The organism is Bordetella genomosp. 11 (genome assembly GCF_002261215.1).
GTDB lineage: Bacteria > Pseudomonadota > Gammaproteobacteria > Burkholderiales > Burkholderiaceae_B > Bordetella_C.
On the sequence record NZ_NEVS01000004.1, the window covers coordinates 3265577 to 3283819 of the forward strand.

18 protein-coding genes are annotated in these 18243 nt (G+C 65.9%); 9 read left to right on the plus strand and 9 right to left on the minus strand.

Translation table 11 applies throughout. From position 1 onward, the window contains the following. The first annotated feature begins 50 nt into the window (after positions 1–50). The 3 genes from CAL28_RS22305 to dapA all read left to right on the plus strand — a co-directional run bounded on the left by CAL28_RS22305 (position 51) and on the right by dapA (position 2357). Positions 51–914: a TorF family putative porin gene (locus CAL28_RS22305; protein ID WP_094843369.1), complete on the plus strand. Its 864-nt coding sequence runs from the start codon at positions 51–53 to the stop codon at positions 912–914. Between the two features lie 118 nt (positions 915–1032). After that, positions 1033–1365 carry a hypothetical protein gene (locus CAL28_RS22310; protein WP_094843370.1) on the plus strand — a complete coding sequence of 111 codons (333 nt, stop codon included), beginning with the start codon at positions 1033–1035 and terminating at the stop codon, positions 1363–1365. A gap of 17 nt (positions 1366–1382) precedes the next feature. After that, complete coding sequence (dapA, locus tag CAL28_RS22315) at positions 1383–2357, plus strand: 4-hydroxy-tetrahydrodipicolinate synthase (protein ID WP_254926316.1); 975 nt, start codon at positions 1383–1385, stop codon at positions 2355–2357. Here the strand turns inward: dapA and CAL28_RS22320 are convergent. Further along, positions 2332–2841, minus strand: coding sequence for a helix-turn-helix domain-containing protein (locus CAL28_RS22320; protein ID WP_094843372.1), 510 nt, complete (start codon positions 2839–2841; stop codon positions 2332–2334). The genes dapA and CAL28_RS22320 overlap by 26 nt on opposite strands. 197 nt (positions 2842–3038) lie before the next feature. Between CAL28_RS22320 and CAL28_RS22325 the strand changes: the two genes are divergently transcribed. After that, positions 3039–3626 (plus strand): helix-turn-helix domain-containing protein, encoded by a 588-nt coding sequence (locus CAL28_RS22325; protein ID WP_094843373.1) that lies wholly within the window; start codon positions 3039–3041, stop codon positions 3624–3626. Here the strand turns inward: CAL28_RS22325 and icd are convergent. Continuing rightward, positions 3541–4800, minus strand: a complete 1260-nt coding sequence (icd, locus tag CAL28_RS22330; protein ID WP_094843374.1) for an NADP-dependent isocitrate dehydrogenase — start codon at positions 4798–4800, stop codon at positions 3541–3543. The genes CAL28_RS22325 and icd overlap by 86 nt on opposite strands. Positions 4801–4941: 141 nt before the next feature. On the opposite strand from icd, the gene CAL28_RS22335 reads away from it, so the two are divergent. After that, positions 4942–5367: a DUF1841 family protein gene (locus CAL28_RS22335; protein ID WP_094843375.1), complete on the plus strand. Its 426-nt coding sequence runs from the start codon at positions 4942–4944 to the stop codon at positions 5365–5367. A gap of 83 nt (positions 5368–5450) precedes the next feature. Here CAL28_RS22335 and CAL28_RS22340 read toward each other — a convergent pair whose 3' ends face one another. Both CAL28_RS22340 and CAL28_RS22345 read right to left on the minus strand, forming a co-directional pair. Continuing rightward, on the minus strand, positions 5451–5813 hold the full coding sequence (locus CAL28_RS22340; RefSeq protein WP_176464069.1) for a c-type cytochrome: 363 nt from the start codon (positions 5811–5813) through the stop codon (positions 5451–5453). A gap of 11 nt (positions 5814–5824) precedes the next feature. Then, positions 5825–6178, minus strand: coding sequence for a c-type cytochrome (locus CAL28_RS22345; protein ID WP_094843376.1), 354 nt, complete (start codon positions 6176–6178; stop codon positions 5825–5827). Between the two features lie 180 nt (positions 6179–6358). Between CAL28_RS22345 and CAL28_RS22350 the strand changes: the two genes are divergently transcribed. After that, the gene (locus CAL28_RS22350) at positions 6359–7231 is read left to right on the plus strand and encodes an AAA family ATPase (RefSeq protein ID WP_094843377.1); all 873 of its coding nucleotides are present in this window, start codon (positions 6359–6361) and stop codon (positions 7229–7231) included. A 29-nt stretch (positions 7232–7260) separates the two neighbouring features. Next, positions 7261–8433 carry a vWA domain-containing protein gene (locus CAL28_RS22355; protein WP_094843378.1) on the plus strand — a complete coding sequence of 391 codons (1173 nt, stop codon included), beginning with the start codon at positions 7261–7263 and terminating at the stop codon, positions 8431–8433. Between the two features lie 65 nt (positions 8434–8498). On the opposite strand, the gene CAL28_RS22360 is transcribed toward CAL28_RS22355, so the two are convergent. Further along, on the minus strand, positions 8499–9020 hold the full coding sequence (locus CAL28_RS22360; protein WP_094843379.1) for a GNAT family N-acetyltransferase: 522 nt from the start codon (positions 9018–9020) through the stop codon (positions 8499–8501). Between the two features lie 26 nt (positions 9021–9046). Then, complete coding sequence (locus CAL28_RS22365; protein ID WP_094843380.1) at positions 9047–9472, minus strand: hypothetical protein; 426 nt, start codon at positions 9470–9472, stop codon at positions 9047–9049. Between the two features lie 203 nt (positions 9473–9675). Here CAL28_RS22365 and CAL28_RS22370 point away from each other — a divergent pair, with 203 nt between their 5' ends. Further along, positions 9676–12423 (plus strand): M16 family metallopeptidase, encoded by a 2748-nt coding sequence (locus CAL28_RS22370; RefSeq protein ID WP_094844792.1) that lies wholly within the window; start codon positions 9676–9678, stop codon positions 12421–12423. Between the two features lie 84 nt (positions 12424–12507). On the opposite strand, the gene CAL28_RS22375 is transcribed toward CAL28_RS22370, so the two are convergent. Genes CAL28_RS22375 through CAL28_RS22385 form a run of 3 tightly spaced genes read right to left on the minus strand, consistent with a single transcriptional unit; the run spans position 12508 to position 16576 of the window. Then, a complete protein-coding gene (locus tag CAL28_RS22375; RefSeq protein ID WP_094843381.1) occupies positions 12508–14751 on the minus strand; it encodes a xanthine dehydrogenase family protein molybdopterin-binding subunit in 2244 nt (747 codons plus the stop codon). Further along, complete coding sequence (locus CAL28_RS22380; protein ID WP_094843382.1) at positions 14748–15257, minus strand: (2Fe-2S)-binding protein; 510 nt, start codon at positions 15255–15257, stop codon at positions 14748–14750. The genes CAL28_RS22375 and CAL28_RS22380 overlap by 4 nt, the downstream gene beginning before the upstream one ends. Beyond that, positions 15254–16576 (minus strand): cytochrome c, encoded by a 1323-nt coding sequence (locus CAL28_RS22385; protein ID WP_094843383.1) that lies wholly within the window; start codon positions 16574–16576, stop codon positions 15254–15256. The genes CAL28_RS22380 and CAL28_RS22385 overlap by 4 nt, the downstream gene beginning before the upstream one ends. 325 nt (positions 16577–16901) lie before the next feature. Between CAL28_RS22385 and CAL28_RS22395 the strand changes: the two genes are divergently transcribed. Continuing rightward, positions 16902–17951: an NADP(H)-dependent aldo-keto reductase gene (locus CAL28_RS22395; RefSeq protein WP_094843385.1), complete on the plus strand. Its 1050-nt coding sequence runs from the start codon at positions 16902–16904 to the stop codon at positions 17949–17951. The last annotated feature ends 292 nt before the right edge of the window (positions 17952–18243 follow it).

Below are 18243 nucleotides of genomic sequence, written 5' to 3' on the forward strand. Positions count from 1 at the left end.
TCCCTATCGTTGCGCTTCTTCCGCAACACGCGCAACACAGGAGAAACCGCATGCGCCACGCTCGTCCCCTACCGTTCTTCCGGCAGTCCGCCAGCGGCGTCATCGCTCGCGGCCGGCAGGCATCCCATGGCACGGCGCGCCACGCTTGCATCGTGCTGCTGGCCGGCGCCGCGCTGTGCGGCGGCGCAACGATAACGACCGCCGCGCGGGCGGACATCGCGCCGGCCGACGCGTCGGCCGCGCCGCCCTATACCGTGACGGCCAACATCGCGCTGGCATCCCAATACCGCTATCGCGGCCTGATGCAAACCGATAACAAGCCCGCCATCCAGGGCGGCTTCGATTTCACCCACCAGAGCGGTTTCTACCTCGGCAACTGGAATTCCAATATCAGCTGGCTGTCGGACAGCAATCCCGCCGTCTCCGCGCCCGTGGAGATGGATTTCTATGGCGGCTATCGCGGCAATGCCGCGCGCGACGTGCCCTTCGATCTCGGCGCGCTGAAGTATTACTACCCCGGCGACTACCCCAGCGGCTTTACCAACCCCGATACCACCGAGTTCTACGGCAGCATCGGCTACAAGACCACGACGTTCAAGTACTCCTACGCCGTCTCCAATCTGTTCGGCTTCGCCAAAAGCAAAGGCAGCCAATACTTCGACCTGAGCGGCAACTACGACCTGGGCACGTGGGGCCTGACACTGAACACGCACGTCGGCTATCAGTACGTGCGCAACGTCGACAACGCTTCCTACTACGACTGGAAGCTCGGCCTGACCAAGGACATGGGACAGGGCCTGGCCGTATCGCTTGCCTATATCGATACCAATGCGGATCGCGACGTTTATACAAACTCGCAGGGACGTTTCATGGGGCGGGGCACCGTGCTGGTTTCTCTCGCCAAGACGTTTTGACGCACGCGCCGACGCACCGGTCTCGTTGACACGAACTTTATATGGCGGGGCCGGTTTTTTTGACGGGTTTTATGCGGGCATCCCTATAGTGAAGACGTTATCAACCACCGACCACATCATGTCCGAACAACCGGTCCCCTTACCCCACGGCGCCAGCGCGCGCCATGCCGGCAATACCGGCCGGCCACGCTCCCTGGCCGACGCGCCCATCAGCCTGACGCTGCGCGTACGCGATTGCGCCGATGCGCCGGCGCGCACCTGCATTGAACGGTTGCTGCGCGGTATTCCCGGGCTGCGCATCATGACGGTCAGCCAGCATCGCGGCACGGCCACCCTGGCGCTGCTCGCGCCGCGCCACGCCGTCGATGCCATGCTCCATCTGATCATGGTCGAACTCCCTGGCGCGGAACTCGGGCCACTCCTGCCGGCCGGCCTGGCCGCCGTCCATTGAACGCGGTCGACGGCCGGTTGGCCGATGCCCCACGGCGCCCTGGCGACGCGCGCTTCGACGGCCTTTGGCTTCCCATGGTGACGCCCCTGCGCCAAGGGCGCGTGGACCTGCCCGCCGCGCGGCGCCTGGCGCGCCATTACCGCGACGCCGGCGTCTCCGGCCTGGTCCTGTTCGGCTCGACGGGCGAGGGCAATCTGCTCACGTTGACGGAGAAGATCGAAATGATCCAGGCTATCCGCGACGATGCGCACGCCCTGCCCATCATGTTAGGCGTGGGTGGCGTGGACACCGGCGGCGTGGCTGCCGCCATCCGGCGCCTGGACGCGACCGGTCCCGCCGGCTACCTGGTACCTCCGCCCTACTATCTGTGCCCCTCGCAGGCCGGGATCATCTGGCATTATCGACAGATCGCCTGGGCGACGGACCGGCCGCTGGTGCTTTACGACATCCCCAAGCGCACCGGCGTATCGCTGACCGTGGAAACCATGGAAACACTGGCCGGCTGCCCCACCATCGTCGCGGTCAAAGAGTGCGATCCCCACGTACTGCAGGCACTCCGGCAGCGGGGCAGCATCGCCGCCCTGTGCGGAGAAGACAGGGCGCTGCTGGCACATTTCAGCGCCGGCGGCAGTGGCGCCATCCCCGCGGCGGCGCACGTGCGCCCGGACCTTTTCGTCGCCATGATGCAGTTGGCGCGCGACGGGCAGGTCGAGGCCGCGCGGTCGCTGTTCGGCGCCCTGTTGCCGGTGATCCGCCTGCTGTTCGCCGAGCCCAACCCGGCACCCGTGAAAAAAGCCCAGGCCCTGCAGGGCCTGATCAACGATGAACTGCGCATGCCGCTGATGCCCGCCAGCCGCGAACTGGGCGCCCGCCTGCGGCGTGCAATAGGCCGCCTGCCGGCCATGGACGTCCATCGCCCGCAGGCGGCATGTGGCGATTCCGGCGAAGCCGTAACGACCCGGAATGCTATTCCAACGCCGCTTCTTCCGTGAACATATAACCCCAGCGGCGCACGGAACGCAGCGGCAGCGGCATGCCCATGGCTTGCGCCTTGCGGCGCAGGCGGCTGACCATGACATCGACGCCGCGCGGCGAAGTCGCGGACCTATCGCCGGGCTCTCCGCGCGCGGCCGCCAGCTCGCCCAACTCGTTGCGCGCCAGGCTGTGGTTCGGGGCATTGAACAAGGCCAGCATGAAGAGCCGCTCCAGCGTCGTCAGCCCCAGCCGTTGCCCCTGCGGCGAAAGCAGGGTCCAGCCGCCTTCCCGCAGTCGCCAGGACGGCGCCGCATGATCGGCGACGGGACGGGATGCGCCGTTATGCACGGAGGGCAAATCGCGCGGGGTTTGGTCCGGGTCGCGGGCGTGCGTGAGGCAAGCCGACAGATCCTGCACGGTGGCCGTCAGCCTGCGCAGGTCGGCCTCGAGCTGGATCAGCGTGGCTTGCAGCTCGCGCTTGGGAAGGGAAATCGCGTTCACGATCGTTTTTCAGCCTGGACGTGGGTAGCACCCCCATTGCGGGGTCCTCGTACGGCACAAAATGTCTGTGTATAGAGACGTTGTGTATCACCCAGATACATTATTACAAATATCTGGCAGGCGTGGCACTATGAAACTCTTAGGGAGCTGGCAGTAAAAATCGAAGACCATCGCCGCATCAGACAGGACTCCGACCCATGCTTACAAGCAGGCTCAAAGAGGCGCGGCTCCGCGCGGGCCTTTCCCAAGAAAGGCTGGGGACGCTTGCGGGGCTGGATGAGATGTCTGCCAGCTCGCGAATGAACCAATACGAGCGCGGCAAGCACACCCCTGGATTCTTCCTGATCGAGCGCCTGGCACAGGCGCTGCGCATGCCGACCCCCTGGTTCTACACCCGGGACGACGACATGGCCGAGCTGCTGCTCGCCTATAACGACTTGTCGCCCGAACTCAAGGAAGAGGCGTTGTCGTACCTGCGCGACCTGGCACGCAGGGACAAGAAAGAAGCGGATGCGACCGATGGCGAGCAAGGCCAGGCCCAGGACCGCGCCGCGCATGGCCCGGTTCCGGGCGCGGGATCGGACGGCGCGGGGGCGGCCGGCGACTCGAATGGACAGGACGGCGGCACGGATGGCCGCCCGCAAGGCACCCGGGCGGATGCCGAAGCCCACCGCGCGGCGGACACCCCGCCCGACTCGACTACATATTCTCGATCATCACCCGGCCAAAACCGGAACAGGATACCTGCTCGGCCCCCTGCATCAGACGAGCGAAGTCGTAAGTAACCTTCTTGGCCAGAATGGCTTTTTCCATGCTGGCGATGATCAGCTCCGCGGCCTCCACCCAGCCCAGGTGGCGCAGCATCATGGCGGCAGCCAGGATTTCCGAACCGGGATTGACATAGTCCTTGCCCGCGTACTTGGGCGCCGTCCCGTGCGTGGCTTCGAACATGGCGACGGAATCCGACATATTGGCGCCCGGCGTGATCCCGATGCCGCCCACCTGCGCGGCCACGGCGGCCGAAATGTAGTCGCCGTTCAGGTTCAGCGTGGCGATGACGTCGAATTCCCCCGGACGCAGCATGGACTGCTGGAGGAATGCGTCGGCCATGATGTCCTTGGCGACGATCTCGCGTCCCGTCCTGGGGTTCTTGAAGCGGCACCAGGGACCGCCATCGATCTGTTCGGCCGCGAACTCGTCACGCAACAGCTCGTATCCCCAATCGCGGAAACCGCCTTCGGTATACGTCATGATGTTGCCCTTGTGCACCAGCGTCAGCGTCGCCCGGTCATGGTCGATCGCGTACTGTGCGGCCTTGCGCACCAGGCGGCGCGTTCCCTCGCGCGAAACCGGCTTGATGCCGATGGCGGAGCTGTCCGGGAAGCGCAGGTGGCGGCAATGCACGTGGTTCTGCAGGAAGTCCACCAGTTCGCGGGCCTGCGGCGAACCCGCGGGAAACTCGATGCCCGCGTAGATATCTTCGGAGTTCTCGCGGAAGATGACCATGTCCGTCTTCTCGGGCTCGCGCAAGGGCGCGGGCACACCGCGGAAATAGCGCACGGGCCGCAGGCAGACGTACAGGTCCAGCTCCTGCCGCAGCGCGACATTGAGGGACTTCACGCTGCCGTCGGTACGGGCCGCCGCCAGCGGCCCCTTGATGGAGACGACGTAATCGCGCACCGCCTGCAGGGTTTCCTCCGGCAGCCATGCGTCCGGCCCATACAGCTGCGTCGCCTTCTCGCCCGCGTAGACCTCCATCCAGTGGATACGGCGACGTTCGCCGTAGGCCTTCGCGACCGCCGCGTCCACCACCGCCATCATGACCGGCGTAATGTCCACACCCACGCCATCGCCCTGTATGTACGGGACGATGGGCTGATCCGGCACCTTCAGCGTGAAATCCGCATTGACGGTGATTTTCTGGCCCCCTTCGGGAGGCTGGATATGCTGGTACGACATGGACGCTCCGAAGCCTGCTGGCATGTGCCCGCCATTCTATATCCACGCGGGGGCGCGCATGGCAATGACTATCCCGGGAGTAGGTAAAATGGGCCATCGCGGGGCGCTCGCCCCGTTTCCCGCTGCTGTTCCGGTACCGCCATGTTCAATCCGTCACGCGACCAAGTCCGCGAATTTTTCATCGAAGCCTGGCGCAAGCACAAGGCGGCGGAGGTCCAGACCCCGCTGGAATCCATGGCGGTGGACTGGATGGTGCAGCATCCCGAATACCACGGCGATCTCGAAAGCCCGGACGCGATGACCGCCGAGTACCCCGTCGAAAAAGGCCGCACGAATCCGTTCCTGCACCTTTCCATGCACCTGGCGATCGCCGAACAATTGTCCATCGACCACCCCCCCGGAATCCGGGCCGCCTACCAGCGGCTGGCCGCGCGGGGCGACGCGCACCAGGCGGTACATGAAATCATGGAATGCCTGGGCCAGGTCGTCTGGGAAGCCCAGCGGCTGGGCACGCCGATGGACACCGACACGTATATCGACCTGATCCGGCAACGCGCGGAACGCTGAAACGCGTGGCGCGAGCCATCGGCGCAACGGAGCGCGTCGCGGATGGCGGCGGGCATGCCCACCGCCCCACCGCCGGCGCATCTTTACTTGCGGGTACCCAGATCGCTGGGCAGGCTGGACAACCATGCCGCCACGTTGCCGATATCGGCATCGCTGAGCTGCACGGCGAACGCGCCCATGATGGGATTCTTGCGGATATTCGCCGTGGCCGGCGCGCCGGACTGCCCGCGCCGGTAGGCCTTCAGCGCATGCGCGAGATAGTCTTCGTGCTGGCCGGCCAGGATCGGATACTGCGGATCCGTCGGCGACTTGGCGTCCGCGCCATGGCAGGACGCGCAGTTGAATTTTTCAAATACCGCCTTGCCGGCGGCCAGGTCTTCGCCGTGCGATGCCGATGCGGACAGGCCAAGAAGCACCCCGGCGAGGGTGAGGATCGTGCGTTTCATGGATGCCCCCGTCATTTGAGATTGGCGTAATACGCGGCGATATCGGCGATGTCCTGATCGGACAGGCTGCCCGCGACGGCATCCATGGTGGGATGGCTGCGCTCGCCCTTCTTGTATGCGTTGAGCGCGTTTTCTATGTATTTGGCATTCTGCCCGGCGATCATCGGTACGCGATAGACCTCGGGAAATGCGGTCTTGTAGTCGGCGATGCCGTGACAGCCGATGCACATCGAGACTTTGTCCCGACCGGCCTGGGCGTTGCCGCCCTTGGCGGCATCCGCGGCGTGCGCCACGCCGGCGCCCGCACAGGAAATCCAGACGGCAAGCAGGCAAGCCGTACGCAATACAGGGGTTCGCAACTTCATGAATTGGCTCTTGATATGGCGACTTTGGTTGCTGGAACTTCTGGAACTGCCTTGCTGAACTGCCCGCGGACCGGCCTCCCCCGGGCCGCAAACCGGTCGATTGTACGATAATTACTCCATTGCCAATGGCGGGGTCGGCCCGCCATTGCCCCCTACCGGACAACACGAGGCCTTATCTTCATGCCCGCAGCTTCCTCCCCGGCCACGCCGCGCTTCGAAGGCACGGACCGCTACGTCGCGACCGAAGACCTGAAACTGGCGGTGAACGCCGCCCTGACATTGCAGCGGCCGCTGTTGATCAAGGGGGAACCGGGCACGGGCAAGACCATGCTCGCGGAAGAAGTGGCCAGGGCCCTGGGCCGGCCGCTGCTGCAGTGGCATATCAAATCCACCACCAAGGCACACCAGGGCCTGTACGAATACGATGCGGTGTCGCGCCTGCGCGACTCGCAGCTGGGCGACGAAAAAGTCCGCGACATCCGCAACTACATCGTACAAGGCGTGCTGTGGCAGGCGTTCGAGGCGCCGGAGCCCGTCGTGCTGCTGATCGACGAGATCGACAAGGCCGACATCGAATTCCCCAACGATCTGCTGCGCGAGCTCGACCGCATGGAATTCCATGTGTACGAAACCCGCCAGACGATCGCGGCCCGTCACCGCCCCCTGGTCATCATCACGTCGAATAACGAAAAAGACCTGCCGGACGCCTTCCTGCGCCGCTGCTTCTTCCATTACATCCGCTTCCCGGACCGCGACACCATGCGCGACATCGTCGGCGTGCATTTCCCGCAGCTGCGGGCGGACGTCCTGCGCGCCGCGCTGGACACCTTTTTTGCCTTGCGCGACGCGCCGGGCCTGAAGAAAAAGCCGTCGACGTCGGAACTGCTGGACTGGCTGCACCTGCTGCTGGCCGGCGACATCCCGGCCGGACAGATCGAAGCCCACGCCGCCACCGCGGTGCCCTTGATGGCGGGCGCGCTGCTGAAGAACGAGCAGGACATGCACCTGCTGGAACGCCTGGCCGCGATGACCCGCTCGGGCCAGCGCCGGTAGCGCGGCACCGCCGGGCCTCGGGTACCGCCATGCTGATCGACTTCTTCTATCACCTGCGCGCGCACCGGCTTCCCGTGTCGGTGCAGGAATACCTGACCCTGCTGGAAGCGCTGCGCCAGCCCCTGATGCCGCCCACGCTGGACGAGTTCTACCACTTGTCGCGCATGGCGCTGGTCAAGGACGAAACCCTGTTCGATCGCTACGACCAGGCTTTCGCCGCCTATTACCGCGGCGTCGCGGCCACCCTGCCCCCGGACAAGCAGATACCCCTGGACTGGCTTATCAAGCAGTTCGAGCGCACGCTGACGCCGGAAGAAAAAGCCGCCATCCAAACCCACGGATGGGACAAGCTGATGCAGCTGTTCAAGGAACGGCTGCAGGAACAGACCGAACGCCATGCCGGCGGCAGCAAGTGGATAGGCACCGGCGGCACCTCGCCGTTCGGCAATGGCGGCTACCACCCCGAAGGCATGCGCGTGGGCGGCGATTCCGCCGGCAACCGCAGCGCCGTCAAGGTGTGGGACATGCGCCAATTCCGCGACTACGACGACACGCTGGAGCTCGGCACCCGCAATTTCAAGGTGGCGTTGCGGCGGCTGCGCCGCTTCGCCAGGCAGGGCGCGGACCTGGAGCTGGACCTGGACGACACCATCGCCAGCACGGCGCGCAACGCCGGCCATCTGGACCTGCGCCTGGTGCCGGAGCGGCGCAATGCCGTGAAGGTACTGATGCTGCTGGACGTCGGTGGCAGCATGGACGACCATATCGCCCGCGTCGAGGAACTGTTCTCCGCGGCACGCAGCGAATTCCGGCATCTGGACGTCTATTACTTCCACAACTGCCCCTACGAGCGGTTGTGGCAAAGCAACCGGCGCCGCCAGAGCGACGGCTTCGATACCTGGGACATCCTGCGCAAGTACAACGCCGACTGGCGCCTGATCATCGTGGGCGATGCCACCATGAGCCCCTACGAAATCCTGCAGCCCGGGGGTTCCGTGGAGCACATGAACAAGGAAGCGGGCGCGGTATGGATGCAGCGCCTGCTGGACGCCTGGCCCAAGGCCGCCTGGCTGAATCCCGAGCCGACCGCCTCCTGGCCCTATCGCCAATCCATTGCGATCCTGCGGGAAATCATGCACGACCGCATGTATCCGGTCACCGTGGCGGGACTGGAGCAGGCCATGCATCTGCTGTCCAAATAAGCGGCGGGCGCGGCATGTCCGGCGCCGTCCCGCGGGCGAAGCCCGCCGTCCACCGCAAGCCTCGGCTAGCCGTCCACCGGATGGTTCGGCGTGTCCAGCATTAACTGGTAAAACGCCACGTCCAGCCAGCGGCCGAACTTGAATCCCGCCTGCCGCACGGTACCGGCATGCACGAAGCCCAGTTTTTCGTGCAGCGCGCAACTGGCCTGATTGGACGAATCGACCGCCCCGACCATCACGTGCAACTGCTGCGAGCGGGCCCGTTCGACCAGGGCGCGCATCAAGGCCTCGCCCAGGCCGCGGCCGCGATAGTCCCGGTTCACGTAGACGGAATGTTCCACGGTGTACTTGAAGGCGGGAAAGGCGCGAAAGGTGCCATAGCTGGCAAAGCCCATCAACGCGCCCTCGTCGTTTTCCATGCCGATCACCGGAAAACCGCCCTTGCGCTTGGTTTCGAACCACGCCTGCATCGTTGCCGCGGTACGCGGCTGGTATTCGTACAGGGCCGTCGACGTCAGGATGGCGTCGTTGAAAATTTCCAGGATGGCGCCGGCATGGCGCTCGTGGCTGCAATCGACCAGGATCATGGCGTAGTCATCGGCACCGGATTGGATTATTTGGGCGCGGCCATCACTTCCGAATCCAGCCGCGAGCGCGGGAAGGCGTTGTCCGGATTGCCCGGGACGAATTCCACGACCATGGCCCGCTCGTGCTGGTAGACGAAATAGCGCGCGTTCTTCATGCCCGACAGGCGTACCGCGCGCGCCAGGGCGTCGATGTCGTTCAGGCTGAGCGCCGGATCCACCAGCACCGCGACCGGCGTGGCGGGCCCGCGCTTCTTGTCCTTCGCCACGGCCGCCAGCGCCATGCCCAGTTGTTTGCTGTCCAGCCGGCGCGCGTCCGCGTCCACCGTGTATTGCGGCGTTTTCGCGCCCTTGGCCGGGGGAAAGGTATCGACGACCACGGGCGAGCGCGCGGCGGCGGCGGCGCACAGGCTCCAGGCGGCCAGCAGGAAAAGGATTTTCTGGAAAAGCTTCATCTCGAATTCAGTCCTCGTTGTGCGCTGCGTGATGCGTACCCGCGCGCGGGTAGGAATATACCTTGGCAGTATGCCGGCCCCAAACCGGCCCGCGCCCGGCCGACGTGAAATCCGCCACGGAACCCGCCCGGGCGGGCCGGAACCTATCGCGCCGTATACACTCCAACAAATTCATTCATCTGCAGGGAAACCGGTCCATGCCCATATCCACCCCCGCATTGTCGCGCCATCTGAAGACATTGATTTTCTCGTCCTTCCTGGCGTTCCAGGCCGGCGCTGCAACGCTGCCGGAGGGCACGACGGAAGTCGCCTCGGTGGAGGGCATCACGGAATTCCGCCTGAGCAACGGGCTGCGCGTGCTGCTGGCCCCGGACGACTCCAAGCCGACCACCACCGTCAACATGACGTATCTGGTGGGATCGCGCAACGAGAACTACGGCCAGACCGGCATGGCGCACCTGCTCGAGCACATGATGTTCAAGGGTACACCCACCACCCGCAACGCGATGGGCGAATTCTCGCGCCGCGGGCTGGCCGCCAATGGGTCCACATCGGGCGACCGCACCAACTACTTCGCCAGCTTCGCCGCCAACCCCGAGACCCTGGACTGGTACCTGGGCTGGCAGGCCGACGCCATGGTCAATTCGCTGATCTCGCGCGAAGACCTGGACTCGGAAATGACCGTCGTGCGCAACGAGATGGAAAGCGGCGAAAACAGCCCCTTCCGTATCCTCATGCAGAAAATGGAAGCGACGGCCTACCAGTGGCACAACTACGGCAAGGACACCATAGGCGCGCGGTCGGACGTCGAAAACGTCGACATCGCGCAGTTGCAGGCGTTCTACCGCGAGTACTACCAGCCGGATAACGCCGTGCTGATCGTCGCCGGCAAGTTCAATCCCCAGGACACCCTGGACACGATCAGCAAGACGCTGGGCAAGCTGCCCAAGCCGACCCGCACCCTGCCCCGCGAATACACGGTCGAGCCGGTGCAGGACGGCGAACGCGAAGTCACGCTGCGCCGCGCCGGCGGCACGCCGCTGGTCGCTGCCATGTACCACATCCCCGCCGCCGGCAGCCCGGATTTCGCGCCGCTGGACCTGGCAACGACCATGCTTTCGGATACGCCTTCCGGACGGCTGTACCGCGACCTGGTGCAGCGCAAGCTGGCGTCGGACGTCTTCGGTTTCACCATGGAACAGCGCGACCCCGGCGTGGCGCTGTTCGGCGCCCAGCTGGAGCCGGGCATGAACCAGGACGCCTCGCTGAAAGCGCTGACCGGCGCCCTGGAATCCGTGGCACGTACGCCCTTCACCCAGGAAGAACTGGATCGCGCGCGCAGCAAATGGCTGCGCGACTGGGAGCAGACCTATAGCGATCCGCAGAAAATCGGGGTCGCCCTGTCCGAAGCCATCGCCAGCGGCGACTGGCGCCTGTTCTTCCTGCAGCGCGACCGCATCCGCGACGCCAAGCTGGCTGACGTGCAGCGCGTGGCCACGGAATATCTCGTAGCCAGCAATCGCACCGCGGGCCGCTATATCCCGACCGCCAAACCCCTGCGCGCGCCGGCCAACACGCGGGTAGACCTGAGCGACACGCTGAAGAACTACAAGGGGGATCCCGGCTACACCCAGGCCGCTGCCTTCGATCCGGCACCCGCCAATATCGACAAGCAGACGATCCGGCGCACCCTGTCCCTGCCCAATGGCAAGGTCGACGTCGCGCTGCTGCCCAAGCCCACGCGCGGGCACCGCGTGCGGGCCAGGCTGCTGCTGCAATTCGGCAATGTCGACACCCTGAAAGGCCAGCGCGCCGTGTCCGATGCAGTGGCCGACATGCTGGATCGCGGCACCTCCAAGCTGTCGCGCCAGGCCATCCAGGACCGCTTCGACCAGTTGAAGGCGGACGTCAACTTCAGCGGATCCGGCACCAATCTGTCGGTGTCGATTTCGACCACGCGCGACAATCTGCCCGCCGTCGTGGCCGCGGTGCTGGACATCCTGCGCAACGCCAATTTCCCGCAGGCACAGGTGGACGAATACAAGGCCCAGGCCGTCACCGCCATCCAGAATGCCATGAACGAACCCTCCGCCCTGGCGCTGCGCGCGCTGGCGCGCGAGGACAACCCGTGGCCCAAGGACGATATCCGCTACGTGCCGACCTTCGAAGAATCCCTGGCCAGCGTCCGCGCCCTGTCGCATGACGTGCTGGCCCGCTTCCACAGCCGCTTCTACGGCGCCGGCACCATCGCGTTTTCCGCGGTCGGCGACTTCGATGCCGAGGCCGCCGAGGCCACGCTGAAGAAAGGCCTGGCGGGCTGGAAGCGCGGCGCGCCGTATACCCGGGTCCCCGAACCCTACCGCGCGATCCCGGCGCAGACCTTCGACATCCCCACGCCCGACAAGGCGAACGCCTTTTACGCCAGCCGCCTGCCCCTGCCCTTGCAGGACACGTCGGCGGATTTCGCCGCCCTTTACATGGCGAACTACCTGCTGGGCACTTCGGAAACCTCGCGGCTGTGGAACCGCGTCCGGGAAAAAGACGGTTTGTCGTACAACGTACGCAGCAGCCTGTCGGTATCGTCCTACGAACCGCGCGCCAGCTGGACGGTCTACGCGATCTACGCGCCGGAAAACCGCCAGCGCCTGGAACAGGCCATCACGGAAGAACTGGCGCGCGCCCGCAAGGACGGTTTCACCGAAGCGGAAATCCGCGACGGCATCGCCTCGCTGCTGAACTACCGGCGCCTGGCGCGCGCCCAGGACGACGTGCTGGCCAGCACCTGGATCGACTACATCCGCCGTGGCCGCACCTTCGCCTGGTCGGCCGACATGGACAAGCAGATCGCCGCCCTGACCCCGGCGGCGGTCAACGACGTCCTGCGCAAGTACCTGAAGCCGGAAGACTTCAGCACGGCGGTGGCCGGGGACTTCAGCAAGGCGAAGAAGTAAGCGGCAGGAGCCGCGCCGGCGGCGACCTGCCGCGCCCGCCGGCCGCGGCATACGGCCCGAAGCGCCGCGATACCGCTCGCGAGCTCAAGCCGCGGGCAGGTTCCGCACGCGCGCGCCCGGAGCCAGCGGCGTATCGCGCAGTCGCAAGCCCGTGGCGTCCGCGATCGCGTTCGCCACGCAGGCCGATGCCGGCCCCTGGGACGCCTCGCCCGCGCCCAGGAAGGGCGTGCCGGGACGGTCGATCAGATGCACTTCGATATGCTCGGGCACATTGGAGAAGCGCAGGATCGGATAGGTGCTCCAGTCGAACGTCGTGACACGCCTCTTGTCGAAATGCAGCTGTTCGTACAGCGTCCAGCTGGTGGACTGGATGATGCCGCCCTCCACCTGGTTGCGCACGCCATCCGGGTTGACGATCTGCCCGGTGTCGATGGCGGCGACGGCGCGATGGATGCGCACCTCGCCCGAGTCGCGGTCCACCGTCAACTCCATGCCGATGGCCAGGTAGGCCATCAGGTTCTTGTACATGGCGAAGGAAAAGCCGAAGCCGCGCCCCGGTTCGCGCTTGCGTTTGGGATCCCAGCCGAAGCGTTGCGCCGCCAGCTGGACCACGTCGCGGGCGCGAGGGTCCTTCAAATGTCGCAGGCGGAACTCGACCGGGTCGGCCTTGGCCGCCGTGGCGAGTTCATCCATGAAGCTTTCGATGGCGAAGATATTCATATAGGCGCCCAGCGACCGCATCGCCGATACGCGCAGGGGCATCTCGGGAATGAAGTGGTGCAGCACCTTGGTGTTGGGGAAGGCGTACAGCGGGATACTGTTGCGGTCGCCGCCCCCTTCGGGCATGGGGATCGGCACCGGCGGCGCCGGCGTGAAGGGCTTGGCCAGGGCCCACGTCGGGATCATGCGGCCGGCATTGTCGATGCGCTGGTTGTGGCCATTGCTCCAGATCTCGTACTGCCAGTCGACGATATTGCCCTTGGCATCCAGCGATGCCTGCACTTCCGTCACCATGGCCGGACCGGCCGGCTCCCAGGTGTGCTCCTGATCCCGCATCCACTGCACGCGCACCGGGCGCCCGGGCACCGCGCGGGCAATCAGCGCCGCATCGGCCGCCACGTCGTCGGCGCCGTTATGACCGTAGCAGCCCGAACCTTCGACGTGCACGCAGCGTACTTTTTCCTGCGGCAGCGACAGCATCTCGGCCAGGCCCTTGCGCAGCGGAAAGACCCCTTGCGTATGCGTCCACACCGTCATCGAATCGTTGTCGTACTGCGCCACCGCGCAGGACGGTCCGATGGATCCGTGCGTCAGGTAAGGCTTGGAGAAGCGTGCTTTCAAGGTCTGGGCCGCCGGGGCGGCGGGCCCCTTCTGGTCGGCGACATCGATTTCGCGGGACGGCAGCGTCTTCAGGTAATCGTGGATGCCGGCCTCGTCCGGCAGGACGTAGGTCTCTTCCCATTGCGCGGACTGCGCCAGCGCGCGCATGGCGACAATCGCCTGCCACTCGTCCTGGGCGACCACGGCCAGGTAATTGCCGTCGCGCACCACCTTGACGACGCCGGGCATGGCTTGCACCCCGTCGATATCGGCCTTGAGCAGGCGCGCGCCGTAGGAGGGTTGCCGCACCACCCGCGCGTGCACCATGCCGGGCAGGCGCATGTCCTGCACGTAGCTGGCGCCGCCGGTAACCTTGCCCGGGATATCGACGCGCGGCATCGACTGGCCCAGCACGGTATGGGTGCGGGGATCCTTCAGCGGCGAATCCGGTTGCGCCGCGCGATGCAGGTCCAGGCCGGACACGGCCTCGCCGTAGGTCAGGCGCCGCCCGTCCGTGGCCTGGATGACGCCGTTGGCGACCGTCAGCGTGTCGGCGCTGGCCTGCAGCCGCGTCGCCGCCGCCTGCACCAGCAGCCCGCGCACCTGCGCCGCCGCGTTCAGGATGGCAGTGCCGCTGTCGGCCAGGGAATGGCTGCCCGCGGTGTAGCCTTCGTTGGGCGTGCGCGCGGTATCCGCGGTGATCAGGTGCACCGCCTCCGGCGCGACGTCCAGCTCCTCCGCGGCGATCTGGATGAACGCCGTGCGCACGCCGGTACCCAATTCGGCCTTGCCGGTGAAGACGGTCAGCTTGCCCGTCTCGTCCAGCCGGATCCAAGCGTCCAGCATGGGTGTCGTGTTCAGGTTGCCCGGCAGCTTGGGGCCCTTGCGGGCCACCTCCTGCGCCATGACGGGCATATGCGGCAGCAGTGAAAAGCCCACCGTGATGGCACCGGCCGCCAGAAAACGGCGGCGCGTGGGATCGTGGGGAAGATCGCGCGGCGCGTTCATTTGGCGGCTCCCGCGGCAGCGGCGGCCTGGCCACCGGAGGTACCGGCGGCGCGCATGGATTCCGCCGCCTGCGAGATGGCGGCGAGGATACGCATATGCGTACCGCAGCGGCACAGATTGGGCTGCATATGCGCGCGGATCTCCGCGTCGGTCGGCGAGCTGTTGCGGTCCAGCAGCGCCTGCGCGCGCATCACCATGCCGGCGATGCAATAGCCGCATTGCGCCGCCTGCTTGTCGATAAAGGCCTTTTGCAGCGGGCCGGGATGTTCGGCGGTGCCCAGGCCTTCGATGGTGCGGACCGGCCTGCCCTGGACCGACGAGGCCGGAAACTGACAGGAAAACACCGGTTCGCCGCCGACGATGACCGTGCACGCGCCGCACTGGCCCATGCCGCAGCCGAACTTGGCGCCGTTGAGTTCAAGATGGTTGCGCAGCGCATACAGCAGGGGCATCGACGGATCGATATCCAGCTCGTGCGCAACGCCATTGACGTTGAGGGTAATCATTTGGACGTGTTCTCCTTGCGGATCTTCGCCACCGTATCGTCCAGGTCGGCCCAGGCCGGGCGCTGCGCAATGTGCACGCGCGTGTAGGCCAGGATGTCGGCGACCTGCTGATCGTTCAAGGTGTGCGCGAAGGAAGGCATGTAGTGGGAAGCGGCCGAGCCCCGCAGCGGTATGCCCTGCAGGACCAGATTGATGGCATTGCGCGGGCTGTCGGCATTGACGACCGAGCTGGCGGCCAGCGAGGGGCGGTCGCCGATCAATGTCATGGGCGCGGAGGCCGCGTGGCAGGCGGCGCAGGTGGACGCGAACAGCGCGCTGCCGCGTTGCAGGCGTTGCACTTCGGCCTGGTTCGTCGCCCGGGCCGGCACGACCGCCGGCGTGGCCGATGCGGCCGGCGGCGTGCCCGCCGGGGCGGCAGCGGCCGTCTGGCCATCCAGCGACAGCAGATAGACCGCCATGGCGCGCACATCGCTTTCGGCGACCAGGCCGAGCTGGCGGGTCACCGGCTCCATCGGGCCGGCGGCCGCGCCGTGCTGGCTGGCCAGGCCGGTGCGCAGATAGGCCGTCAACTGGTCGACGGTCCAGGGCGGCTGCTTGTGGCCCAGCGCGTTCAGGGGCGGCACATCCCAGCCTTCGATGCTGCCGCCGGCGAATGGCTTGCCGCTGTCCTCGGCGCCCAGCGTCGTCATGGGCGTGTGGCAGGCCGCGCAGTGTCCCGGCCCTTCGACCAGGTAACGCCCGCGCAGCCATTCGGCGCTGTGCGAGGCGTCGTCCGTCTGCGGACCCGGATGCAGGTACAGCAGGTTCCATCCCGCGATCAGCGGCCGGAAGCCCAGCGGGAAGGCCAGATCGTTGTCATGGGCGACCGCCTTGACCGGCGTGCGCGTCATCATATAGGCGTACAGGTCCTTGATGTCCGCGTCCGACATCCGCGTGAAGTGCGGATAGGGAAAGGCCGGGTACAACAGATGCCCGTCGCGCGACACGCCCTCGCGCATCGCTCGCGTGAAAGCCGCCAGCGACCAGCGGCCGATGCCGGTGTCCGGATCAGGCGTGATGTTGGTGCTGTAAAGCGTGCCGAAAGGCGTCTCCAGCGGCGCCCCGCCCGCATAGGACTTGCCCGTGGCCGACGTGTGACAGGATATACAGTCGCCCACTGCCGCCAATTGCGCCCCGCGCCCGATCGAGCCGGCGTCGAACGACGCGGCCGCGGGCGGGTCGATCGGATCGATGGCGCCGCGGTATGCGAGCGAACAGGCGGCGACGCCTCCCAGCACCACGATCGCGAGCACACCTGCCGCGATGGATCTACCTTTCATCCGAACCTCTGCAATGCAAAAACGGCGGTGGGGCGGACTGTAGCGCCGGTCCCTGACATTAGTTTGAAATTCGACAAGGCTTCCATAATCTGGATGTTCGGCGCGATATCCGCCCTTGCCATGGCACGATAGGCGATCGGCGCGGCAATGGCGAGCCTCTTGATAGTCACCGGCATATCGATGGCCGCCGGCCCGCCCGTCGCGCCCGCTTCTGTCGGATGCCTTAAATCCCTACGGCGCGAAGCAGCATGACATCGCGCCGCCGGGCCCGGGTGTAACATCGCGGCGCTGGGGGCTCCCCCATCTTCTATCCGGAGCGAATGCCTTGAAATACCGCAAACTCGGCCGTACCGACCTCGATGTCAGCCTGATCGGGCTGGGCACCATGACCTTCGGCGAGCAGAATTCCGAAGCCGATGCCCATCAGCAACTGGACTACGCATTGGAGCGCGGCATCAACCTGGTCGATACCGCCGAGATGTATCCCGTGCCGCCAAAGGCGGAAACCCAGGGGCGTACCGAGGCCTATATCGGCACCTGGATCGCCAAAACACGCCGCCGCCACGATATCGTGCTGGCCAGCAAGATCGCCGGTCCGGTGCGCGATCCCAAGCGCCCCGGACATATCCGCGAAGGCAAGACCTTCCACGACCGCAAGAACCTGACGGCGGCCCTCGATGCCAGCCTGAAGCGCCTGCAGACGGACTACCTGGACCTGTACCAGCTGCATTGGCCCGACCGCACCACCATGACCTTCGGCCAGCACGCCTACCCCTGGTTCAAGGACGAACACACCGTACCGATCGCGGAAACGCTGTCGGTGCTGCAGGACTTCGTCAAGCAAGGCAAGGTGCGCCATATCGGCGTGTCCAACGAGACCCCATGGGGTGTGGCGCAATTCATCCGCCACGCCGAGGTCGACGGCCTGCCGCGCATCGCGTCCATCCAGAACCCCTACAACCTGCTCAATCGGATCTATGAGCAGGGCCTGTCCGAATTCAGCCACCATGACGATGTCGGCCTGCTGGCCTATTCGCCGCTGGCCATGGGCATGCTGACGGGCAAGTACGAAAACGGCGTGCGGCCGCAGGGTTCGCGCCTGGCGCTGTTCACGCGCTTCACGCGCTACAACAGCCCGCAGGCGGAAGCGGCAACCAGCGAATACGTGGCCCTGGCCAGGCAGCATGGCCTGCCCCCCACCCAGCTCGCGCTGGCCTTCATCAACCAGCAGCCTTTCGTCACCAGCAACCTGATCGGCGCGACGACGCTGGAGCAACTCAAGGAAAACATCGAAAGCGTGGATATCACGCTCGATGAAGGCGTGCTCGCGGCCATCGAGGCGATACATCGCCGGCACCCCAATCCGGCGCCGTAAGACACGGCGCGGCCGGCGAGCGGCATCGCCGGCGCCGCACACCGGGCATCCCCGCCAAGCCTTCGAAGGCATCGCCTTCGAAGGCTTTTTTCATGGCCGCGCGTGCCAGCCATCGTCCGATCGCGTGCCTGTTCCCAGGGATACGGAGCGGCCTTGGCATCGCGCCGGCGCGCGCCACGCGTTGGCATGCACCTCTAACATTGATTTGAAATCAAGATTGACCCACATATATCCACGGCGATAGGCTGCGTGCACGGCGGCATGTAACGCCGGTTCCGATCCACCAGCCGCC